We start from the raw sequence: 23101 nt of genomic DNA, 5'->3' as shown, positions 1-23101 counted from the left end.
CGTAATCGGGTCCACACACACGTAAGAGCGGGACGGAACCACCGGAATAAGGCGGCCCATCCACAGCGTCCTCGCTGTGTTGTTGCCTACCCGTCACAAGGACCGGCAGGACTTTTCAAAGGAACCTCGTCCCACCGAAGTGGAGACAGGGTTGTCAATCTGGCGTTGACTTTTGGCACGCTGTTGAGTTCTCAAGGAACGGACGCTTCCTTCGTACTCACCCTCTCGGGCTTTCCTCCGGGCGCTTCCCTTCAGTATTTCGTGTTCCCGACTCTATCAGACTCTTTCGTGTCCGATTCCCCGTCGGAATTGGGGTTGCTTTGAGGTTTTCGCTTTCGCGTTTCCCTTTCGGCGTGACCCGACTTTATCAGAGATTCTGAAGCCGGATTCCCGACCCGATCGGGTCTCCCGTGTGGCACACGAGTGTGCCGGGTTCCCCTCAGGCGGAGACGTAAACCTACTGGAGCGGGGCGCCCCGATGCAAATCGAGGCGCCCCGCTCCGGGTGTACGTCCTGGGGTCGTCAGACCTCGACGACCACGGGAAGGATCATCGGACGCCTGCGGTAGGTGTCCGAGACCCACTTGCCGACCGAACGGCGGATCAGCTGCTGGAGCTGGTGCGGCTCGACGACGCCGTCCTGGGCGGACCGGTTCAGTGCTTCCTCGATCTTCGACACCACCGGAGTGAACGCCGAGTCGTCGATGCCGGAACCGCGCGCCTGGATGTGCGGGCCGCTGGTGATCTTGCCGCTGCTGGAGTCCACCACCACGTACACCGAGATGATGCCCTCGTCACCGAGAATGCGGCGGTCCTTCAGGGAGGACTCCGTCACGTCGCCGACCGAGAGGCCGTCCACGTAGACGTAACCCGCCTGGACCTTGCCGACGATGCGCGCGGTGCCGTCGACCAGGTCGACGACCACGCCGTCCTCGGCGATGACGATGTGGTTCTTCGGGACGCCGGTGAGCGCTCCGAGCTCCGCGTTCGCCCGCAGGTGGCGCCATTCGCCGTGGACCGGCATCAGGTTCTTCGGCTTGCAGATGTTGTAGAAGTACAACAGCTCGCCGGCCGAGGCGTGGCCCGAGACGTGCACCTTGGCGTTGCCCTTGTGGACGACGTTGGCGCCCCAGCGGGTCAGGCCGTTGATGACGCGGTAGACCGCGTTCTCGTTGCCCGGGATGAGCGACGACGCGAGGATCACGGTGTCGCCCTGGACGATCCGGATCTGGTGGTCGCGGTTGGCCATGCGGGACAGCGCGGCCATCGGCTCGCCCTGCGAACCCGTGCAGACCAGTACGACCTCGTCGTCCGGCAGGTCGTCCAGCGTCTTCACGTCGACGACGAGGCCGGCCGGGACCTTCAGGTAGCCGAGGTCTCGCGCGATGCCCATGTTGCGGACCATGGAGCGGCCGACGAAGGCGACCCGGCGGCCGTACTCGTGGGCCGCGTCCAGGATCTGCTGGATGCGGTGCACATGGCTGGCGAAGCTGGCCACGATGATGCGCTTGTCGGCGTTCGCGAAGACGTTGCGCAGGACGTTGGAGATGTCCCGCTCCGGCGGCACGAACCCGGGGACCTCGGCGTTCGTCGAGTCGGAGAGGAGGAGGTCGATGCCCTCCTCGCTCAGCCGGGCGAAGGCGTGCAGGTCGGTGAGGCGGCCGTCCAGCGGAAGCTGGTCCATCTTGAAGTCGCCGGTGGCGACCGCCATGCCCGCGGGGGTGCGGATGGCGACCGCCAGGGCGTCCGGGATGGAGTGGTTGACCGCGACGAACTCGCAGTCGAAGGGGCCCAGGCGCTCGCGGTCGCCCTCGGCGACCTCCAGCGTGTACGGGCGGATGCGGTGCTCCTGGAGCTTGGCCTCGATCAGGGCGAGGGTCAGCTTGGAGCCGATCAGCGGGATGTCCGGCTTCTCGCGAAGCAGGTAGGGCACGCCGCCGATGTGGTCCTCGTGGCCGTGCGTCAGGACGATGCCCTCGATGTCGTCGAGGCGGTCCCGGATCGAGCTGAAGTCCGGCAGGATCAGGTCGATGCCGGGCTGCTCCTCCTCGGGGAAGAGGACGCCGCAGTCGACGATGAGCAGGCGGCCGCCGAACTCGAAGACGGTCATGTTCCGGCCGATTTCGCCGAGACCGCCGAGCGGTGTGACGCGCAGGCCGTTCTTGGGAAGCTTCGGCGGGGTGCCGAGTTCAGGATGCGGATGACTCAAAAGACTCTCCTCACCACACGCGCCACGTACCTGTAGGGCACGTGGCGCGTATGTCATTCGTGCACTTGCTGTTGTGTATGGGTTTTCGCGCGTTTGTCCGGCGCGTATTCAGTTGTGAAGTCTGTGGTTAGAGCTGTACCCCACCGGCTGCCAGATCGAGCGCCAGCTGGCTGGATTCTTCCGGCGTGAGCTCGACCAGGGGCAGGCGCAGCGGCCCGGCGGGGAGGCCCTGGAGGGCCAGGGCCGCCTTGGTGGTGATGACGCCCTGGGTGCGGAACATGCCCGTGTAGACGGGGAGCAGCTGCTGGTGGATCTCGGTGGCCTTGCGCACCTCGCCCGCGAGGTAGGCCTCCAGGAGGGCGCGCAGCTCGGGGGTGACGAGGTGGCCGACCACGGAGACGAAGCCGCAGGCGCCGACGGAGAGCAGCGGCAGGTTGAGCATGTCGTCGCCGGAGTACCAGGCGAGGCCGGAGCGGGCGATGGCCCAGCTGGCGCGGCCGAGGTCGCCCTTGGCGTCCTTGTTGGCGACGATCCGGGGATGCTCGGCGAGCCGGACGAGGGTCTCGGTGTCGATCGGGACGCCGCTGCGGCCGGGGATGTCGTACAGCATCACCGGGAGTTCGGTGGCGTCGGCGATGGCCGAGAAGTGCCGGAACAGGCCCTCTTGTGGGGGCTTGTTGTAGTACGGCGTGACGGCGAGCAGGCCGTGTGCGCCGGAGCGTTCGGCCGTACGGGCGAGTTCGAGGGTGTGGCGCGTGTCGTTGGTGCCGATTCCGGCCACGACGTGGGCACGGTCTCCGACGGCCTCCAGTACGGCCCGTACGAGCTGGTCTTTCTCCGCGTCGCTGGTGGTCGGGGACTCGCCGGTGGTGCCGTTGACGATCAGTCCGTCGTTGCCTGCGTCGACCAGATGGGCCGCCAGTCGCTGGGCGCCGTCGAGGTCGAGTGCGCCGTCCGCCGTGAAGGGCGTGATCATGGCGGTGAGGACCCGCCCGAAGGGGGTCTGCGGAGTGGAGATCGGAGCCATGGGTAACACGCTACTCGCTGCTCAGCGCCGGGTGCCCCCTCGGGGGCCGGTGGCTGAGGAGCCCGGCACTGCCTGCTCGGGGGTTCAAGCAGTGCCGGGTCCGTTTGATCAGCCTAGATGAACTTCACGAAACGCCGCAATACGGACGCTTTGCGGGGCCTATCCGCACATCTGTGCCGGTATGGGCGCGAAGCTCGGCCGGTCGGCGCGGTTACGGGGCCACCCTGCCGTTGGTGTTGAAGGCCGCGTAGGTGAGGGGCATCAGGCGGGCCCACTCCTCTTCCATCTTCTCGCCGACCATCTCGATCTCCCGCTGCGGGAAGGACGGGACCTTCGCCAGCTCGTGCTGAGTGCGCAGGCCGAGGAAGTGCATCAGCGAACGTGCGTTGCACGTCGCGTACATCGAGGAGAACAGGCCGACCGGGAGCGTGGCACGGGCGACTTCACGGGCCACGCCGGCCGCCAGCATCTCCTGGTACGCCTCGTAGGAGCGGCGGTAGGAGTCCTCCATGACGCGGGAGGTCAGCTCCTGCTGCTCCGCCGAACCGTCGACGAACTCGTACTTGCCGGGGCGGCCCTGCTGGACCAGCTTGCGCTCGGCGCCCGGGACGTAGAAGACCGGCTGGAGCTCCCTGTACCGGCCCGACTCCTCGTTGTACGACCAGCCCACGCGGTGCCGCATGAACTCGCGGAAGACGAAGATCGGGGCGCTGATGAAGAAGGTCATCGAGTTGTGCTCGAAGGGGCTGCCGTGCCGATCCCGCATCAGGTAGTTGATCAGGCCCTTGGAGCGCTCGGGGTCCTTCTGGAGCTCCTCGAGGGACTGCTCGCCCGCCGTGGAGACGCGGGCTGCCCACAGCACGTCCGAGTCGGACGCCGAGTGCTTCACGAGCTCGACGGTGACGTCGCTGCGGAAGCTGGGCTTGAGGTCTGGGGCGGGGGTGTCGGTCACCGGCGGGTCCTTCCAAATTGCGTCGCTCGGGCGGCGCCCACTCTACGGCCCGGCACTGACAACTCCGTCTCTGACGGGTCGTCACCATATTCTTCGGCCAATTCGGGGAATTCGGGCACCAATCGGCACGGCTGTGCGTCTGTACCAGTAAGCAGCAATCAGTTCGACAGCCCCTCGAGTTTCCCAGGAGATGTGCCCCCATGTTCCGCCGGCGTGAGCCCGTTCCGTTCGCCTTCGTCGCCGAGGCCGACCGCTACCGCAGCAATGTCGAGCCGCCGCCTCGCGAGCGTGCGAGCGCAGGTCAGCTCGTCGGGCGGACGCTGGTCGGGCTCACCGTCATAGCCGGGCTCACCGGCGCGCTGCTCTTCGGGCTGCCCGCCATGGAGAGCCCCCAGTCCCCCGCGCACAGCCAGCAGTCCGAGGCCTCCAACGGCCGCTGATCCGCGCACAACGCGGCGACGCGCGTCCGGACCCCCGGATGTGGCCGCGCGGTGACCTGCTGGGTAGCCTCACCCCGCACAGCCCAATCGAGCGTGCTTGTGAGTGAGGATCAGTCGTGCCCCTGCCCTTCCTGACGGCCGACCGCGCCATCGACGCATCCGGTGAGTTCTCCGACGAGGTCGCGCTGCCCTTCGACGACCACGACCGCTGGCGGCGGCCCTACCGGCCGGGCCCGTGGCGGGTCGGGGCCGCGGCCGTGCTGCTGCTTCTCGCCTCGTTCGTGCTGCTTGCCGCCGTGATCATCGCCGCTGCCGGGGAACCGACGGGCGCGCTCGTCGTCCTGTTCATCGCCGTACTCGTGATCGCCTCGTCGCTGCGGCTGCTGCGGGTCGGCGTCTGGGTCAGCCGGGCCGGGCTGCGCCGGGTCGCCTTCTTCACCACCACCACCGTGGCGTGGCCGCGGATCCGGGGCGTACGGAAGGCGCAGCAGCCGGTGCGCTGGCTCGGGCTGCCGCGGACCGTCCAGGGGCAGGCGCTGATCGCCGACCCGCAGGGCGGCCAGGCGCTGCCCGCGCTGCTCACCGACCACAACGCGGACTTCCTGGGGCGCGGCGAGGCCTTCGACCGGGCCGCCGATCTGGTGGAGGCCTGGGGCGACGAGTACCGCCGCGGCTGAGCTGCGGCGCCCCCGCCGGGCTAGACCCCGGCGGGCTTGTTCTCGTGCAGGGCGATCGCGCGCTGCATCGCCTTGCGGGCCCGCGGGGTGTCACGGGCGTCCTGGTACGCGATGGCGAGGCGGAACCAGCAGCGCCAGTCGTCCGGCGCGTCCTCCGTCTCCTCCTTGCGGCGGGCGAAGACGGCGTCGGCCGAGTCGCGGTCGATGCGGCCGCCCGCGCCGCGGACCAACTCGTCGACGGGCAGACCGCCTTCGGCGTCCAGCTCGGCCGCAAGCTTGTTGGCCCTGGTCACGAAGCGGGTGTTCGCCCATAGGAACCAGATGCCGATCAACGGCAGGATCAGCACGGCCACGCCCATGGTGACGGTGATCCAGGTGCCCTGTTCGAGGAGGAGCACGCCGCGGCTGCCGGCCAGGACGAAGTAGAAGACCAGGACGGCGGCCGTGACGAGATAGGTGATTTTTGCGCGCATGAGGCCGACGGTGCCGCTCAGTTGAGGTCGAGGAAGTGTTCCAGGCCGAAGGTGAGGCCCGGAGTGGTCACCACGCGGCGGGCGCCGAGCAGGATGCCCGGCATGAAGCTGCTGTGGTGCAGGGAGTCGTGGCGCACGGTCAGGGTCTCGCCCTCCGCGCCGAGCAGCACTTCCTGGTGGGCCAGGAGGCCGCGCAGCCGGACGGCGTGCACCGGGATGCCGTCCACGTCGGCGCCGCGGGCGCCTTCCAGGGCGGTGGTCGTGGCGTCCGGCGCGGGGCCGACCCCGGCCTCGGCGCGGGCCGCCGCGATCAGCTGGGCGGTGCGGGTCGCGGTGCCGGAAGGGGCGTCGACCTTGTTGGGGTGGTGCAGCTCGACGACCTCGACCGACTCGAAGTACGGGGCCGCGAGCTGCGCGAACTTCATGGTCAGGACGGCGCCGATGGAGAAGTTCGGGGCGATGAGCACGCCGGTCTCCGGCGATGCGGAGAGCCAGCCGTTCAGCTGCGCGAGGCGGTCCTCGGTCCAGCCCGTGGTGCCGACGACGGCGTGGATTCCGTGGCGTACACAGAACTCCAGGTTGTCCATCACCGAGGCGGGGGTGGTCAGTTCGACCGCTACCTGGGCGCCCGTCTCGGCGAGCGTCTCCAGCTTGTCGCCGCGGCCCAGGGCCGCGACCAGCTCCATGTCCTCGGCGGCTTCCACGGCTCGTACCGCTTCGGAGCCGATCCGGCCCTTGGCGCCGAGGACCGCCACGCGCAGCTTGCTCATTCGCTTGATTCCTTAGGGGTTACGAGACCGCTTCGTGGAGGCGGTCGGCCTGCTTGTCCTTCAGCGGGCCGATGACGGACAGCGAGGGACGCTGCCCCAGGACATCACGTGCCACCTCACGGACGTCGTCCGGGGTGACCTCGGCTATCCGGGTCAGCATGTCGTCGACCGACATCTGCTCGCCCCAGCACAGCTCGCTCTTGCCGATGCGGTTCATCAGCGCGCCGGTGTCCTCCAGGCCCAGAACCGTGGAACCGGAGAGCTGGCCCACCGCGCGGCCGATCTCGTCGTCCGAGAGGCCCTCGCCCGCGACCCGGTCCAGTTCGTCCCGGCAGATCTTGAGGACGTCGTGGACCTGGCTCGGGCGGCAGCCCGCGTAGACACCGAACAGGCCGCAGTCGGCGAAGCCCGAGGTGTACGAGTACACGCTGTAGGCGAGGCCCCGCTTCTCGCGGACCTCCTGGAACAGCCGGGACGACATTCCGCCGCCCAGTGCCGTGTTCAGGACGCCGAGCGCCCAGCGGCGCTCGTCGGTACGGGCCAGGCCCGGCATGCCGAGGACGACATGGGCCTGTTCCGTGCGGCGGTTCAGCAGTTCCATCCGGCCGGCGGCCTTCAGGGTGCGGGATCCGCTGCGCGGGGTGAGGGGGACGGCGTCCGTGCGGGACAGCGCGCCGGCCTTCTCGAAGGCCTTGCGGACCTGGCGTACTACGGTGGCGTGATCCACATTGCCCGCGGCCGCGACGACCAGGTGGCGCGGGTCGTAGTGCTTCTTGTAGAAGCGCGAGATCTGCGGCTGCGTCAGGGCGTTGATCGTGTCCACGGTGCCCAGGACCGGGCGGCCGAGGGGGGTGTCGCCGAGCATGGTGTGCGCGAACAGGTCGTGCACGCAGTCGCCCGGGTCGTCCTCGGTCATCGCGATCTCTTCGAGGATCACGCCGCGCTCGGCGTCGACGTCCTCGGCGAGGATCAGCGAGTCCGTCAGCATGTCGCACACGACGTCGATCGCCAGCGGCAGATCGGTGTCGAGCACCCGCGCGTAGTAGCAGGTGTACTCCTTCGCCGTGAAGGCGTTCATCTCCCCGCCGACCGCGTCGAGCGCGGAGGAGATGTCGAGGGCACTGCGCTTCTTGGTGCCCTTGAAGAGGAGGTGCTCCAGGTAGTGCGTCGCGCCGTTCAGTGTCGGCGTCTCGTCGCGCGAACCCACCTGGACCCAGATGCCGAAGGTCGCGGACCGTACGGAGGGAAGGGTTTCGGTGACGACCCTGAGGCCGCCGGGGAGGGTCGTACGGCGGACCGTGCCGATGCCGTTGTGACCCTTCAGAAGCGTTTGGGTACGGGCGACGGCCCGCCCCTCCGAAGAGGGGCGGGCCGTCGTCGCGGAACTACGGGACGTCACTTGGCAGCGTCGTCCTTCTCGGCGTCGTCGGCGCCTTCGCCCTCGACCACGGGGATCAGGGAGAGCTTGCCGCGGGAGTCGATCTCGGCGATCTCGACCTGGACCTTGGAGCCCACGGCCAGGACGTCCTCGACGTTCTCCACCCGCTTGCCACCGGCGAGCTTGCGGATCTGCGAGATGTGCAGCAGCCCGTCCTTGCCCGGCAGCAGGGAGACGAAGGCACCGAAGGTGGTGGTCTTGACGACCGTACCCAGGTAGCGCTCGCCGACCTCCGGCATGGTCGGGTTGGCGATGCCGTTGATCGTGGCGCGGGCGGCCTCGGCGGCCGGGCCGTCGGCGGCACCGATGTAGATGGTGCCGTCGTCCTCGATCGTGATCTCGGCGCCGGTGTCCTCCTGGATCTGGTTGATCATCTTGCCCTTGGGGCCGATGACCTCACCGATCTTGTCCACGGGGATCTTGACGGTGATGATCCGCGGGGCGTTGGGGGACATCTCGTCCGGCGTGTCGATCGCTTCCATCATCACGTCGAGGATGTGGAGGCGGGCGTCGCGGGCCTGCTTGAGGGCGGCGGCCAGGACGGAGGCCGGGATGCCGTCGAGCTTGGTGTCGAGCTGGAGCGCGGTGACGAACTCCTTCGTACCGGCGACCTTGAAGTCCATGTCGCCGAACGCGTCCTCGGCACCGAGGATGTCGGTGAGGGCGACGTAGTGCGTCTTGCCGTCGATCTCCTGGGAGATCAGACCCATGGCGATACCGGCGACGGGAGCCTTGAGCGGCACACCGGCGTTCAGGAGCGACATGGTGGAGGCGCAGACCGAGCCCATGGACGTCGAGCCGTTGGAGCCGAGGGCCTCGGACACCTGACGGATCGCGTAGGGGAACTCCTCGCGCGTCGGCAGGACCGGCACGATGGCGCGCTCGGCGAGCGCACCGTGGCCGATCTCGCGGCGCTTGGGCGAGCCCACGCGGCCGGTCTCGCCGACCGAGTACGGCGGGAAGTTGTAGTTGTGCATGTAGCGCTTGCGGGTCACCGGGGAAAGGGTGTCCAGCTGCTGCTCCATGCGGAGCATGTTGAGGGTGGTGACGCCCAGGATCTGGGTCTCGCCACGCTCGAACAGCGCCGAGCCGTGCACGCGCGGGATGGCCTCGACCTCGGCGGCCAGCGTACGGATGTCCGTGATGCCACGGCCGTCGATGCGGACCTTGTCCGTGATGACGCGCTCGCGGACCAGCTTCTTGGTCAGCGCGCGGTACGCGGCGGAGATCTCCTTCTCGCGGCCCTCGAACTGCGGGAGGAGCTTCTCGGCGGCCAGACCCTTGACGCGGTCCAGCTCGGCCTCGCGGTCCTGCTTGCCGGCGATCGTCAGCGCCTGGGCGAGCTCGCCCTTGACGGCGGCGGTGAGCGCCTCCAGGACGTCGTCCTGGTAGTCGAGGAAGATCGGGAACTCGCCGGTCGGCTTGGCAGCCTTGGCGGCCAGGTCGGACTGGGCCTTGCAGAGCACCTTGATGAAGGGCTTCGCGGCGTCCAGACCGGAGGCGACGATCTCCTCGGTCGGCGCCTCGGCGCCGCCCTTGACCAGCTGGATGGTCTTCTCGGTGGCCTCGGCCTCGACCATCATGATCGCGACGTCGCCGTCCTCCAGGACGCGGCCGGCGACCACCATGTCGAAGACGGCGTCCTCGAGCTCGGTGTGCGTCGGGAACGCGACCCACTGGCCGTTGATCAGCGCGACGCGGACGCCGCCGATCGGGCCGGAGAAGGGCAGGCCGGCCAGCTGGGTGGACGCGGACGCGGCGTTGATCGCGACGACGTCGTACAGGTGGTCGGGGTTGAGCGCCATGATCGTCGCGACGACCTGGATCTCGTTGCGCAGGCCCTTCTTGAAGGACGGGCGCAGCGGGCGGTCGATGAGGCGGCAGGTGAGGATCGCGTCCTCGGAGGGCCGGCCCTCGCGGCGGAAGAAGGAGCCGGGGATCTTGCCGGCCGCGTACATCCGCTCCTCGACGTCCACCGTGAGGGGGAAGAAGTCGAGCTGGTCCTTGGGGTTCTTGGACGCGGACGTGGCCGAGAGGACCATCGTGTCGTCGTCCAGGTACGCCACGGCGGAGCCGGCGGCCTGCTTGGCCAGGCGGCCCGTCTCGAAGCGGATGGTGCGGGTGCCGAAGGAGCCGTTGTCGATGACGGCCTCGGCGTAGTGGGTCTCGTTCTCCACTAGCGTTTTCTCCATTTGCTTGTCGTCTTTTCGCCCCCGGGCCCGTGTGGCGCGGGGACGGTGGGGTGACGGCGGAGAAGCGCTCCTGAGGGCGGGCCGGTCTTCGATCGAAGCACCCGGTCTTCCTTGCGTTCCGGGGGCCACTACCGAGGACCGGCGGCGGGGAGGAGGGCTTCTGTTCGCTCGTCGCGGTGAAGCGTCTTCGGTGAAGCTTGTTCTGTTGTGCGTACCAGACTACTGAGCGTTCGGTACGTCTCGCATGTACAGCAAAGGGAGCGGCCCCCTAATAGGTGGGAACCGCTCCCTCGACAGCATGCTTACTTGGCGCCGCCGGCCGCACCGCGGCGGATGCCCAGGCGGTCGACCAGCGTACGGAAGCGCTGGATGTCCTTCTTGGCCAGGTACTGCAGAAGGCGGCGGCGCTGGCCGACGAGGATCAGCAGACCACGGCGGGAGTGGTGGTCGTGCTTGTGCGTCTTGAGGTGCTCCGTCAGGTCCGAGATGCGGCGCGAGAGCATGGCGACCTGGACCTCGGGGGAGCCGGTGTCGCCCTCCTTCTGACCGAACTCGGACATGATCTGCTTCTTCGTAGCGGCGTCGAGCGGCACGCTTACTCCTCAGTATTGTTCGATGCGCCCACGAGTGCCCCAGGTCTTGATCTCTGGGGAGCTTCCGTGACTCGGAGGCGAAGGTCCGATGAGCGCAGCTTCCAGATGCTCCGGAAACGCGTACACAAACGGCCGTCACACAGCGTACCAGTACCCCGGGTGGCGGTTGACCCGCGGTGAGCGGGGGCGGCCTCAGCTGGTCAGGGCGCGGGCCCGGGCGTACACGTCGAAGACGGCCAGGGTCAGCGGCAGCAGCGTGAGCAGGACGAATCCCTCGGCGATCTCCAGGAAGCGGCCCCAGAACGGGGTGACGCCCCGGTTCGGCACGATCAGCGCGATGGCGGTGACCAGCGCGCCGGCGGCGGCGATCGCGGCGACCAGCCACAGGGTGCGGATGTCCAGGGCCGCGGTGTCGCCCTTGAGGGCGTCCGCCATCAGGCCGCGCGGCGCGTGGATGCACAGGCCGAGGCCGAGCAGAACGAGCGCGCCGAGACCGGCGGTCAGGGTGGCGGCGACCTGGGCGGTGTAGCGGAAGAGGTGGGCGCGCATCAGCAGGGCGACGCCGGTGGCCAGGGCGAGCAGGCGGCCCCAGTGGTTGTCGGTGAAGCCGAGCACCGCGGAGCCCGCGACGGCGAGCAGGGCGCAGCCGCCGACGAGACCGACGAGCAGTTCGTGGCCGCGCCGGGCCTGGGCGGCGATGCGCTCGGCGTCGACGGGCTGCGGGTCCACGTCCTCGCCGAGGTCGCGCTGGGAGGAGTGCGGCGCGTCGAAGCCGATGGGCAGCCGGGCGAAGCGCATGGAAAGGCCGGGCAGGAAGGCGAGCGCGCCGACGGCGAGCTGGGTGCAGACCGCTGCGGTCTCGGTGGGCGTCATGCCGGTCAGGATCGAGACGAACACGACGAGCGCGCCCACTGCGGAGGCGAGCACGAAGGCGACGAAGGGCCCGTCGCCGCGGGGCGAGAGCAGGGTGAGCACCAGGGAGGCGATCAGGACGGCGGCACAGGCGAGCAGCATCTGGAGCCGGCCGGTGCCGTGGTGGGCGGCGAGCGGGAGCAGCCCGGAGCCGGCCACCGCGATGTTGGGCAGCGAGCCGAGGCCGAGGGCGACGGCGGAGGGCTGGTCGTCGTAGATCCGGGCGCGTACGGCCGCGAGGGTGAGCAGGAGCACACCGGCGACGGCGGCGAGGATGCCGGGCAGGCCGTGCATGTCGTGGCGCGGGTCGCCGGTCCAGGCCGCGAAGGCGAGCAGCGCGGGCAGCACGCCGCCGCCGATGAGGCCTGCGGCGCTGGTCAGCTCGGTGTTCCACAGGGTGCGGTCCTGGGTGACCGCGGAGGCGACGGCCTCGGACACGTCGTCGAAGACGGCGGGGGGCAGCGACTCGGAGAAGGGGCGCAGGGTGAGCAGCTCGCCGTCGAGGATCGACTGGGCGGCGAACGAGCGGGCGCTGTCGAGGACGGTGCCGTCGCGGCGCACCAGCGAGTAGCCGACCGGGGCGCCCTCCTCGGGGCTCTGCTGGGAGAGCCGCAGGATCTCGGGGTAGATGTCGGCGACCGGGATGTCGTCGGGCAGCGCCACGTCGATGCGGCCGTCCGGCGCGACGATCGTCACCCGGCAGAAGCCGAGGCCCGCCCCGGTTGTCTGGCCGGGCCGGTTCGGCTCGGCGGCCGTCGTCGCGGTGGTCGTCGTGCTCACCCTCGGCTCCCCCTTGGCTGGCTTCACTGGTTGCGCTCGCGGTGCCTGGTCGCCCGGTGCCGGGCCGTCCGCCCGTCGCGTCAATTGCCCGGTTTTCTTCGCTCTGTTCGCGGGTGCTTACGCGAACAGACGGCACCCTATCGCCAGCCGATCACATCGGATGTCAGTAGGATCCCACCGCGGTCGGCGTTCGCCGGACAGGGGGCGGCGGGCTGAACTTCTTCGACCGCCAAGAGAATTGGTGCGTTGTGAGCCAAATCATTGTCAAGCGCCCACCACGGGCTCTGCCGTCCGAGGTGCCCACGGAGGAGGTCGCTCTCCAGCCACCGCCTGAGCTGCCACGCGGACAGCAGGAGGGTGCGCTGATGCAACTCCTGCCCATGCTGGGCATGGGCGGCTCCGTGGTGTTCTTCTTCATGCCGAATTCGCAGCCGTTCATGAAGATCATGGGCATGGTGATGGTCGCCTCGACGGTGGCCATGTCGGTGGCGATGATCGTGCGTTACCGCAAGGGTTCCCAGGGCCAGTTGGCGGACCTGCGCCGTGACTACCTGCGCTATCTCGGCCAGACCCGGCGCTCGGCAGCCGAGGCCGCGCGCAAGCAGCGCGATGCGCAGTACTACCTGCACCCCTCCCCCGAGCAGCTGTGGGCGCTGGTCGCCGAGGGCAGCCGGGTGTGGGAACGCCGGGCGGGGGACGAGGACTTCGGGCAGGTGCGCATCGGGCTCGGCCCACAGGCCCTCGCCACCCCGCTGGTGCCTCCGCAGACCGCGCCGGTCGACCAGCTGGAGCCGCTGACCGCGGGCGCCATGCAGCGATTTCTGGCCACCCACCAGACGGTGGAGGACCTGCCGATGGCGGTCTCGCTGCGCGCCTTCTACCACATGACGGTCAGTGGGGAACCGCAGACGGTACGCGCTTCGGCCCGCGCCCTGACCGCCTCGCTCGCCTCCCTGCACTCCCCCGAGGACCTGGTGATCGCGGTCGCCGCGTCCCCGTCCGCCTCGGCGCACTGGGAGTGGACGAAGTGGCTGCCGCACACCCAGGCCCCCGGCCTCAGTGACGGCGCGGGCAGCCGGCGCCTGATCAGCCGCAGCGCGGCCGAACTCGAAGAACTGCTTGCCGCCCGCCTCACCGGCCGCCCCCGCTTCCACCCGGAGGGCGCGCCGCTGCCGGAGGAGCCGCACATCGTCATCGTGCTCGACGGGGTTTCGCCGCCCCCGATGTCGGTGCTCGCCTCCGCCGAGGGCCTCCAGGGCGTCACGGTCGTCGAGGTCGTCCCGGGTGAACTGACCGGCGCACGGGGCGACTTGGCGGTCGTCGTGCATCCGCGGACGCTGCGCCTGGAGTCGGGCCACGGCCTCGTGTACGAGGGCACGCCCGACCTCCTCTCCTATGAGTCCGCCGACGCGCTGGCCCGTCAGCTCGCCCCGCTGCGCATGGCCTCCGGGGGCGATGACGACGAACCGCTGCTCGCCAACCTGGAGTTCACCGACCTGCTGAGCCTCGGCGACGCGGACTCGGTGGACACCGCCCGCACCTGGCGGCCCCGTTCCGCCTCCGAACGCCTGCGGGTGCCGATCGGTGTGGGCGAGGACGGCCGGCCCGTCATGCTCGACCTGAAGGAGGCCGCGCAGGACGGCATGGGTCCGCACGGCCTGTGCGTCGGCGCGACCGGGTCCGGCAAGTCGGAGCTCCTTCGCACCCTGGTCCTCGGCCTCGCCGTGACCCACTCCTCCGAGACCCTGAACTTCGTCCTCGCCGACTTCAAGGGTGGCGCGACCTTCGCCGGTATGGCGCAGATGCCGCACGTCGCGGCCGTCATCACCAACCTGGCCGACGATCTCACCCTGGTCGACCGCATGGGCGACTCGATCCGCGGCGAACTCAACCGTCGCCAGGAAATGCTGCGCGACGCGGGCAACTACGCCAACATCCACGACTACGAGCGGGCCCGCCTCGCCGGCGCCCCGCTCCAGCCCGTGCCCTCGCTCGTCCTGGTCATCGACGAGTTCAGCGAACTGCTCACCGCCAAGCCGGACTTCATCGAGATGTTCGTGCAGATCGGCCGCATCGGCCGGTCCCTCGGCGTGCATCTGCTGCTCGCCTCGCAGCGTCTGGAGGAGGGCCGGCTGCGCGGTCTGGAGACCTACCTCTCCTACCGGATCGGTCTGCGCACCTTCTCCGCCGCCGAGTCGCGCGCGGCCCTCGGCGTCCCCGACGCCTACCACCTGCCGAGCGTCCCGGGCTCCGGCTACCTCAAGTTCGGCACCGACGAGATGACCCGCTTCAAGGCGGCGTACGTCTCCGGCGTGTACCGCACGGGCGCCGACCGGTCGGCCGCGCTCGGCGGCCCGGTGCCCGTCGACCGCCGGCCGGTGCTGTTCACCGCGGCCGAAGTGCCGGTGACGTACGCCCCGCAGACCGTGCCGGGCCCGCGCGCCGAGACCGGCCCGCGCACCGACGACGCGCTCGCCGACACGGTGCTCGACGTCATCGTGCGCCGCCTCGAAGCGCGCGGCCCGGCCGCCCACCAGGTGTGGCTGCCGCCGCTCGACAGCCCGCCGGCGCTCGACTCGCTGCTGCCCGGCCTCGCGCCGGTGCAGGGCCGCGGGCTCACACAACCCGGCTACGAGGGCGCGGGGCGGCTTGTGGTGCCGCTCGGTCTTGTCGACAAGCCGTACGAGCAGCGCCGCGATCCGCTGTGGTGCGACTTCTCCGGCGCGGGCGGCCATCTGCAGATCCTGGGCGGCCCGCAGTCCGGCAAGTCGACGCTGGTGCGCACCCTGGTCGCGTCGTTCGCGCTCACCCACACCCCGCAGGAAGTCCAGTTCTACGGGCTCGACTTCGGCGGTGGCGGCATGGCCGCGGTCTCCGGTCTGCCGCACGTCGGCGGCGTCGCCTCGCGCCTGGACCCCGAGCGCGTGCGCCGTACGGTCGCCGAGGTGTACGGCGTGCTGACCCGCCGCGAGGAGTACTTCCGCTCGGCCGGCATCGCCTCGATCGCCGACTTCCGGGCCCGCCGGGCCCGCGGCACCATCTCGGTCGCCGACCAGCCGTGGGGCGACGTGTTCCTCGTCATCGACGGCTGGGGCAACTTCCGTACCGAGTACGAGGGTCTGGAGCCGGCCGTCCTGGACATCGCGGCGCGCGGCCTCGGCTACGGCATCCACCTGGTGCTGACCGCGTCACGCTCGATGGAGGTCCGGGCCAACCTCAAGGACCACCTCATGAACCGCCTGGAGCTGCGGCTCGGCGACACCATGGACTCGGAGTTCGACCGCAAGGTCGCCGCCAACGTCCCCGTCGGCGTGCCCGGCCGCGGCCAGTCGCCGCAGAAGCAGCACTTCATGGCGGCCGTGCCGCGCATCGACGGCCTCCAGTCCGACACCGACCTCGCCGAGGCGACGGCCGCCCTGGCCACGGAGGTCTCCCGTCACTGGACGGCCCCGGGAGCGCCGGCGGTACGCCTGTTGCCGCGCGAACTCCCGGCGTCCCAGCTCCCGCCGGGCTACGCCTCACCCGACCGCGGCATCGCCTTCGCGCTGGACGAGAACAACCTGGAGCCGGTGTTCGTCGACTTCGAGCAGGACCCGTTCTTCCTCATCTTCGGCGAGGGCGAGTCCGGCAAGTCGAACCTGCTGCGCCTCCTGATCACCCAGCTCACGCAGCGGTACGAGGGTGACGTCTGCAAGCTGTTCGTGGTGGACAACAGGCGCGCCCTGCTGGATGTGACCCCGCCGTCCCACCTGGCCGAGTACATCCCCATGTCCAACGCCATGGACCACCACATGGACGCGCTGGCCGACCTGATGCAGCGCCGCGCACCCAGCGCGGACGTGACCGCGCAGCAGCTGCGCGACCGCAGCTGGTGGCGCGGCCCCACGGTGTACGTGGTGGTCGACGACTACGACCTGGTGTCGACGTCGAGCGGCAATCCCCTCGGCAAACTGACCGAGCTCCTGCCCTTCGCCCGCGACGTGGGCGTCCGCTTCATCATCGCCCGCTCCACGGCAGGCGCGGGCCGGGCCTCGTACGAGCCCTTCATCCAGCGCATGAAGGAACTGGGCGCCCAGGGCGTGGTCCTGGCCGGCGACCCGGGAGAGGGCGACATCCTGGCGGGCGTCCGCCCCCGCCCGATGCCGACGGGCCGCGGCACGTTCGTCTCCCGCAAGCGGGGGAAGCCGCTGGTGCAGACCGGCTTGATGGAGTAGGGCCGCGTGGCGGGAGGGAGCGCCCGCGAGGAAATCGGGCGCCCCCTCCCCCGTACCCGTGAATCCTCCTCGGTCACCCTGCACGTCGGGCGGTGCCAAGTAGGCTGAGCCGACAGCTGGTTGGTGTACGTATGGCTGCGCTTGGCACGTCCGGGTCGGCACGTCTGGAAGGAATCGCTCCGTCATGACCGAGGAACAGGACAGGGAACTCCAGGAGCGCAAGGAGCGCGAGAAGAACGAGCTGTACGCCCTCGACATCTCGGGGGTCGAGTGGCACAGCGCCCCGGGCACGTCCGAGGACGAGGAGCGCGTCGAGATCGCCTATCTGCCGGCCGGCGCCGTGGCGATGCGGTCCTCCGTGGACCCCGGGACGGTGCTGCGCTACACCGAGGCGGAGTGGCAGGCGTTCGTACTGGGCGCACGGGACGGGGAGTTCGACCTGGAGCCGTCGGTGCGCAACGGCGGCCTTGAGGCGCCGTAGTCACCATTCGCGGACACAGAACGGGGTGGGCACCTCCCGCGCGTGCCCACCCCGTTCGCCGTGTCCCGGCACTCCCTACTGGAAGTAGCCGGCCGCCTTGTGGTCGCCGGCGCGGTAGGTCGGGCCGGCTTCGGCTACGGCGTTGGCGATCTGCGTCAGGGAGGTATGGATGCCCTCGGCGGTCTTGTCCCAGTCCCGCTGCTTGGTGGCGAACGCCTCGTGGGCCTGGCCCGACCAGTTCTGGGCGGCCCTCTTGACCAGGGCATTGATGTCATCGAGGTCCTGCCGAAGCTTGCCGGCCTGGTGCCTGATGGCCTCGGCCGCCTGGTCCAGGCTGCCGTAGTGGACTCCGAGGACATCGCCGCTGTTGTCGGGCATGGCTTCCCCAATCTCTGTGATGAATACGGTGGTTGTGGGCTGACGCCGCGATGCGTGCGAACCCGGCGCGACTAGTACGTGCTGAGGTTCGAGGTGATCGCGTTCGTGGCCCCCGCGTCACCGCTGTAGCCGTCCACGACGTCGATGCCCATGAGGGCCTTGCGGACCTCTTCGTCGGTGTTGCCCTTGATGGTGCGGGTCGCCTTCATCGCCTCCAGGAAGTCCAGGAGCAGCCCCCCGATGTGGACCATCCCGTTGTTGATGTGGGTCTGCTTCCGGTCGAACGCGTGGGCGCCGATGCCTTCCCAGGCCCCTTCGAGGCTGTTGATCACGTTCTGAAGCTGATTGAGCTGGCCCTTCACCGAGTCGAACCGGCGGAGGATCTCGCCCTCCAGCTTGATCATCTCGCTGTCTGTTACCCGCTGGTCCTGAGTCATGCCAGGCCTTCCCTTCGTGGTGGTGAATGTGGTGGTGCGGATGGCTGAGTGCAACTGGCCGTACGTCGGCCGAGCGCCGAGGTGTGCCAGTGCCGGCGCCCCGCGCTCAGACGCCGCGGCGCCGCGTCCTGAGCACGGCGAACGCGCCGCCCCCGATCACGACGAGCCCGGCGAGGACGCCGCCGACGACCCATGGCGTACTTCCGCCATCCTTGCCGCCGCCCGTGTCTTCGCCCTTGGCTGCCGCGTCGCCCTTCGCGGGCGGCGAGGAGCTGGGCGCGGCGGGGGTGGCTGGGGGCGCGCTGCTCCCCCCGTTCTCCTGCGCAAGCGGGTCGACGTCGGCGGGGCCGGGGTTGATGTCGGCCTTCTCCAGAACGAGCCGGGGCCGGATCAGGCCGTAGCCGAGGTATTTGCTGGGCGTGTTCTTGTCCCAGGACCGCCCGGCGGTATCGATCATCGTGCGGAGCACCTGGTCGGCGGTCCAGGTGGGGTGGGCGGACCAGATCAGGGCGGCTGAGGCGGAGGCGATTGCGGAGGCGGCGCTGGTGCCGTCGGCAGTGCAGTAGGCCTGAAACTCGGCGTTGCACCATCGTGAAACATTCAGGCCTGGCGCTGCCAGATCAACAGAGTCGCCTGAGTGGGAGAACTTTCCAACAGCTCCCTTGGCATCCGCAGCCGCAACGCCTACGACACCGGGCAACGCGGCAGGAAATTCGAGCAGGCCATTGTCCTCCTCGCCGTCGTTGCCAGTTCCAGCAAACATCAACTTACCTTTTGACACCGCATACTTAACGGCGTCCTCCAGACCTGGATCTTTCGTATGTGCCGCGAAAGACATGTTGATGATCTTGGCGCCTGAATCTGCAGCTGCCCGAATTGCCTCTGCTGGAAGTTTCGTCAGCTTCAACTCCGCAGGATCCTTCAAGGTGCTCAGGGTAATCCTCAGAGGGATGACCTTAGCCCCCGGAGCCAACCCTTTAATCCCTCCGCCCCGACCGGTTCCGGCGATCATCTCCGCCATTGTCGTACCGTGACCGTCATAGTCCTTGGTTGCCCCGTATGCAGCGGCTGCCGGGACTTCCTGACTGAGCACCTGCCCCTTCAGGGAAGGGGTGTCCGCATTGACGCCGGTATCCACAACGGCGACTTTGATGCCCACGCCGGTACTGACCTTCCACAGGTCTTCGGCGTGCATGGCGTCCAGGTACCACTGCTTGAGCGGGGCGTCATCAGCGATGGCGTGGGGAGCCAATCCCGCAGACGCGACAGCCCAGGCAGCGAGTGCTGCGCTCACAGAAGCCGCCCGTCTTCCAGCACGCACCCCAAACGTCGGGCTGCACTGCTTACGTCGGCTCATTGATGGCTTCATGCGTCTTACGTCCTCGCCTGTCCCTGATCGAATCGGTGGTAGTAAGCGCCTCGGCAACCGTAAAGGGCGCTTCGTCGCCTTCGGCCAATCAGCCCTCAGGTTCAGAGAGTTCTTCGTCCCCTGAATCTGAAGGCCGCTCCCGCACAAGGCCTTCGCCACCCTTGGTAAACGCATTACGCCCTGCACGACCGCCAGACGACCGCCCCTTCGGGGAGCCGACCACGCCGTCCGGATTACCCATGAGACGTCGGCTCTTCTGAGCCGCTCCGGAAGTAGTTGGACCGCTGGCTCCAACAACACCACGCTGACCAGGACCGACACTTGACTTGGAGTTTCCTGTCGGCCCCTCGCCGCCGACCACAGCACTCCGCCGCGTCCGGGAACCGGCGGAGTTAGGCGCTGCGGCGTTCGGCCTCCCTCCGACGATTCCGTTGCTGCGCCCTGCAGTTCCTGCCGATCCAGAACGCGAGGAACCCGCCTCTGCGACACGCGGCGTCCCACCTGAGACACCTCGCCCCATCGGGGATTGTCCAGTTGGGGAGGCAGAACCTCTGCCCATTCCCTGAGCTGGATTGGCAGGACGCCCTACCGGATTCGAAGTTGATTGCCCCGCACTACCCGCCCCCGGAACTCCTTGGCGTACTCCCGTCTGGAACTGCGTCGGTTCGGCGATCCTGCCCACCGCTCGACTAGCTCTGGCCACGCCGTCGGCAGTCGGGCTCCGGGGGCCACCCGAAATGGGAGGAACAGGCCCAATGCCAGGGGTAGTTGAGTTGGCGAGCGGAGAGGGCGTTGCCACTTGTCCCACTGTCGGCCCGGGAAGTGGAGTAGTGCTGTTGAGTTCCGTGCCAGTATTGCGATCCAGGGAAGGGTCCGGGGAAGGCAGCGAACCGACCACCGACTGCTCATGCGGGTTGCCATTGGCGTCCAACTGGCCAGGAGTCGAAACCGATTCTGCAACGGCTCGGTGAGATGTACTCCCTCCATTTTCCGGGTGGAACCGAGTTGACGTCCCCGGCTCCGCCGCCCTGACCGGGATTACGGGATCGCCAGTACCCGGCACAGGCTGAGGCACCCCCACCGGAGGCATGGCCTCGAACACAGGCGGCTGCTGCGCGGCCAGGGTCTGTTCCGAGACCGAGTAGAAGGACGACAGGCGGTTCATCTGGTTGATCGCCTCTTGGCGGTCCTTCTCCACCTTCACCGCGGCCTCGTACTCCGCGTTCCCCGCAATCCTCTTCGTCGGCGGGATGTCAGCGACCTTCACGGGCTCAGCGCGCTGGTCCCGCTGCGGCATCGCGCTCTTCACGGACACGAGGCCCTCGCCCGCCGCGCTGATCTGAACACCCGCCGTTTCGGCGAAATCGGCCAGCTTCCTGGCGTGCCCGACGAGGTTCTTGCCCCAGGTACGGAAGGCCTCGCCGGACTCGCCCTCCCAATCGACACCGCCGATGTGCCCGTCGAGTTCGGTCGCCGCCGCATGGATCGCCTCTTTGGCATCGAAGAGCGCATCGCCGGCGTTGATCAGGTGGTCCGGATTCGCGTCGTGGACCAGGTCGATCATGGCGTTGAGCTGGTGGCCCTCGAAGTCGGTCTTTCCGAAGAAGCGGACCTTCCCCCCGAAGGGGAACATGGCCGAAAGCGCCTCCGCGGCGGTGGTGGTCAGGTCGGTGGTGCCCACCTGCTGACTCACGCGCTGCTTGTCCGTCAGCGGTGCAGGAGGCGGCGAGGGCTGAGGCTTCTTGTCGGTCATCGCTACCACCCCGTCCCGGAGGACTTGTCGTCGGTGCGCTGCGGTTTCTGCTTGCCGTCCCTCTCCCACTGCGCCTGCTCGGCTTCGTAGCCAGTCGCGTCCTGGATCTGTTTGAAACGCAGCCGCATCTCCTCATCCAGGTTGTCGAACCCAATATCCGCCCCATGCGCGGCGATCCCCATCGCCTCGATCTGGTGGGCCAGTGACTTCGACAGCGACATCAAACGCTCGTGTACGCGGTGGTACTGGGTGAACAGGCCGTCCGCCTCGGGGAACGCGGCGCTCCCGGCGCTGAAGGATGTGCGGGAGATCTGCTGGGCCGCCAGCTTCGTGGGGCTGGCATGCGAGCCTTCAAGGGTGGTGAGTACCCCGTCCACCTTCTTCTTGAAGGTCGTCAGCGCCTCCAGACCCTTCCTGAGGTCATCGCCCATAGCCGCCGCCTCCGCCCGTGTAGGCACGACGCCCCATGACACCCTCCCCGTACACCAAAACCATTGCTGCTCACCCGCGTCGCGTTCCGCGCTATTGACACCGCTTATCGCACCGCGGTCACTCTAGCCATCCCCCGTCGCCTGCCCAACAGGCATTCCGCGGGGCCGAGTTGCCCCGGCCGCCCCGACACTACGAGGGCTCACCTCACGCCGCATGAGTACGTCTACTCACTTCTGATCATTTCTTCATCAGCATCAGTCACCTGCCAGCCCAGGCAGAACAGACCTGGAACGCTCTTGACCCGTTCTGCACGAACCCCTCGCATTCACTCCGCCCCGGTCACCCTCCGGCGCCGCCGCCGCGCATCCCGGATCGTCACTGCCGCCCCGCCCAGCACCGCCGCGAGGACCGCCACCCCGACCGCCACGTACGTGGCAAGGCGTTGCGTGCGTTGTTCGTCCGTCTCGCCGAGGTGCAGTGCCGCGGGGGTCGGGGCCTTCGCCGGGGTGATGCCCTCGTGGGCCACCGGGGTTTCGATCGCGTGGTCGTCCTCCGTGAGGGCGCGGACCGGGTCGATCACGCCCCAGCCGACCAGGCGGTCGTGGCCGGACACCGAGCGTTCCGCGGTCTGTTCGATCTGGGCGACGACCTCGCGCTGGGTCCATTTGGGGTGCTTGGCCTTGATGAGCGCCGCCACGCCCGCGACGTACGGGGCCGAGAAGCTCGTACCGCTGTCGGCGCAGTGGCCGCCGCCGGGCACCGTGGAGACCATGTCGACGCCGGGCGCGGCCACGCCCACGAACTCGCCGGACTGCGAGAAGGCCGCCCGCTCGTTGTTGCGGTCCGAGGCCGCGACCGCGAGGACGCCGGGGTACGAAGCCGGGTACGTCTGCTTGACGTTGCCGCCCAGGCCGTCGTTGCCGGCCGAGGCGACGACCACGATGTTCTGGGCGAGGGCCGTGTCCACCGCCTGCTTCAGGGCGGCCGCCGGTTCGACCGCGTTCGCCGTGTCCTGGGAGATGTTGATGACATCGGCGCCCGCGCCGATCGCGTAGCGGATGGCGTCCGCCAGGGTCTGCGCGGTGCCGTGGCCGTCGGCGTCGTTCTGCTCGACGGGGATGATCGTGGCGTCGGGGGCGAGGCCCACGAAGCCCGTTCCCTTGGCGGGGCGGGCCGCGATGATGCCGGCGACCTTCGTGCCGTGGCCGACGGTGTCCGTCGTGCCGTTCTCCGCGCCGCGCGGGAGCGGCTGGCCGTTCGGATCCTTGAGACCCCTGTCGAGGAGGTTTTTGCCCTTGGACGCGTCCACCGCAGCCTTCAGCTGGGGATTCTTGATGTCGACGCCCGTGTCGATCACGGCGACCTTCATGCCCTTGCCGGTCGACTGGCGCCACAGTTCGTCCAGGAGCACGCGCTGGAGCGCCCAGGGGCGGCCCGCGTACGGCTTGGACGGGAAGGTGCACTGGTCGCTGCCCCCGTCGCCGGAGGGGGCAGCGGCCGCCGGGGTCGCGAGCACCGTGAGGGTCGCCGCGGTCGACAGGGCCAGCGCCTTGAGTGGGTACGCCATGGTGGTGC

Annotated in this window: 19 protein-coding genes; 4 read left to right on the top strand and 15 right to left on the bottom strand. The window is 69.0% G+C overall.

Going from position 1 to position 23101, the window contains the following annotated elements:
* Positions 1-522 precede the first annotated feature (522 nt).
* The 3 genes from IE206_RS38390 to thyX form a co-directional block, all read right to left on the bottom strand.
* Positions 523-2208: a ribonuclease J gene (locus IE206_RS38390; RefSeq protein WP_189970733.1), complete on the bottom strand. Its 1686-nt coding sequence runs from the start codon at positions 2206-2208 to the stop codon at positions 523-525.
* Positions 2209-2335: 127 nt separating this feature from the next.
* On the bottom strand, positions 2336-3235 hold the full coding sequence (dapA, locus tag IE206_RS38385; RefSeq protein ID WP_189970731.1) for a 4-hydroxy-tetrahydrodipicolinate synthase: 900 nt from the start codon (positions 3233-3235) through the stop codon (positions 2336-2338).
* Between the two features lie 211 nt (positions 3236-3446).
* A complete protein-coding gene (gene thyX / locus IE206_RS38380) occupies positions 3447-4187 on the bottom strand; it encodes an FAD-dependent thymidylate synthase (RefSeq protein WP_189970729.1) in 741 nt (246 codons plus the stop codon).
* Positions 4188-4387: 200 nt separating this feature from the next.
* On the opposite strand from thyX, the gene IE206_RS38375 reads away from it, so the two are divergent.
* Positions 4388-4627: a hypothetical protein gene (locus tag IE206_RS38375; protein ID WP_053728979.1), complete on the top strand. Its 240-nt coding sequence runs from the start codon at positions 4388-4390 to the stop codon at positions 4625-4627.
* A 116-nt stretch (positions 4628-4743) separates the two neighbouring features.
* Complete coding sequence (locus IE206_RS38370) at positions 4744-5304, top strand: SCO5741 family PH domain-containing membrane protein (protein WP_189970727.1); 561 nt, start codon at positions 4744-4746, stop codon at positions 5302-5304.
* Positions 5305-5324: 20 nt separating this feature from the next.
* On the opposite strand, the gene IE206_RS38365 is transcribed toward IE206_RS38370, so the two are convergent.
* The 6 genes from IE206_RS38365 to eccD all read right to left on the bottom strand — a co-directional run bounded on the left by IE206_RS38365 (position 5325) and on the right by eccD (position 12462).
* Positions 5325-5777 carry a tetratricopeptide repeat protein gene (locus tag IE206_RS38365; RefSeq protein WP_189970725.1) on the bottom strand — a complete coding sequence of 151 codons (453 nt, stop codon included), beginning with the start codon at positions 5775-5777 and terminating at the stop codon, positions 5325-5327.
* A gap of 17 nt (positions 5778-5794) precedes the next feature.
* Entirely contained in the window at positions 5795-6547 is a 753-nt protein-coding gene (dapB, locus tag IE206_RS38360; protein WP_189970723.1) for a 4-hydroxy-tetrahydrodipicolinate reductase, read from the bottom strand.
* Between the two features lie 19 nt (positions 6548-6566).
* Positions 6567-7946 carry a M16 family metallopeptidase gene (locus IE206_RS38355; protein WP_189970721.1) on the bottom strand — a complete coding sequence of 460 codons (1380 nt, stop codon included), beginning with the start codon at positions 7944-7946 and terminating at the stop codon, positions 6567-6569.
* A complete protein-coding gene (locus IE206_RS38350; RefSeq protein WP_189970736.1) occupies positions 7943-10162 on the bottom strand; it encodes a polyribonucleotide nucleotidyltransferase in 2220 nt (739 codons plus the stop codon). Before IE206_RS38350 ends, IE206_RS38355 begins: the two co-directional genes overlap by 4 nt.
* A gap of 317 nt (positions 10163-10479) precedes the next feature.
* Positions 10480-10770, bottom strand: coding sequence for a 30S ribosomal protein S15 (rpsO, locus tag IE206_RS38345; protein WP_053728973.1), 291 nt, complete (start codon positions 10768-10770; stop codon positions 10480-10482).
* Positions 10771-10962: 192 nt separating this feature from the next.
* Positions 10963-12462 (bottom strand): type VII secretion integral membrane protein EccD, encoded by a 1500-nt coding sequence (gene eccD, locus IE206_RS38340; protein ID WP_189970718.1) that lies wholly within the window; start codon positions 12460-12462, stop codon positions 10963-10965.
* A gap of 248 nt (positions 12463-12710) precedes the next feature.
* Here eccD and eccCa point away from each other — a divergent pair, with 248 nt between their 5' ends.
* Both eccCa and IE206_RS38330 read left to right on the top strand, forming a co-directional pair.
* Positions 12711-16676, top strand: a complete 3966-nt coding sequence (gene eccCa / locus IE206_RS38335; protein WP_189970717.1) for a type VII secretion protein EccCa — start codon at positions 12711-12713, stop codon at positions 16674-16676.
* Positions 16677-16860: 184 nt separating this feature from the next.
* Positions 16861-17157, top strand: coding sequence for a DUF397 domain-containing protein (locus IE206_RS38330; RefSeq protein WP_189970715.1), 297 nt, complete (start codon positions 16861-16863; stop codon positions 17155-17157).
* Between the two features lie 75 nt (positions 17158-17232).
* On the opposite strand, the gene IE206_RS38325 is transcribed toward IE206_RS38330, so the two are convergent.
* From IE206_RS38325 to mycP, 6 genes are all read right to left on the bottom strand, one after another.
* Positions 17233-17535: a WXG100 family type VII secretion target gene (locus IE206_RS38325; protein ID WP_189970713.1), complete on the bottom strand. Its 303-nt coding sequence runs from the start codon at positions 17533-17535 to the stop codon at positions 17233-17235.
* 71 nt (positions 17536-17606) lie between these two features.
* Complete coding sequence (locus IE206_RS38320) at positions 17607-17972, bottom strand: WXG100 family type VII secretion target (protein ID WP_189970712.1); 366 nt, start codon at positions 17970-17972, stop codon at positions 17607-17609.
* 106 nt (positions 17973-18078) lie between these two features.
* Positions 18079-19266 carry a S8 family serine peptidase gene (locus tag IE206_RS38315; RefSeq protein WP_226599802.1) on the bottom strand — a complete coding sequence of 396 codons (1188 nt, stop codon included), beginning with the start codon at positions 19264-19266 and terminating at the stop codon, positions 18079-18081.
* Between the two features lie 163 nt (positions 19267-19429).
* The gene (locus tag IE206_RS38310; RefSeq protein ID WP_189970708.1) at positions 19430-21094 is read right to left on the bottom strand and encodes a WXG100 family type VII secretion target; all 1665 of its coding nucleotides are present in this window, start codon (positions 21092-21094) and stop codon (positions 19430-19432) included.
* 2 nt (positions 21095-21096) lie between these two features.
* A complete protein-coding gene (locus IE206_RS38305; protein WP_226599804.1) occupies positions 21097-21525 on the bottom strand; it encodes a DUF2563 family protein in 429 nt (142 codons plus the stop codon).
* A gap of 326 nt (positions 21526-21851) precedes the next feature.
* A complete protein-coding gene (gene mycP, locus IE206_RS38300) occupies positions 21852-23093 on the bottom strand; it encodes a type VII secretion-associated serine protease mycosin (protein WP_189970706.1) in 1242 nt (413 codons plus the stop codon).
* Positions 23094-23101 lie beyond the last annotated feature (8 nt).

The organism is Streptomyces violascens, assembly GCF_014649955.1.
GTDB classification, from domain to species: domain Bacteria; phylum Actinomycetota; class Actinomycetes; order Streptomycetales; family Streptomycetaceae; genus Streptomyces; species Streptomyces violascens.
Note: the sequence above shows the minus strand (reverse complement) of the source record. Positions and strands in the feature narration are given on the sequence as shown.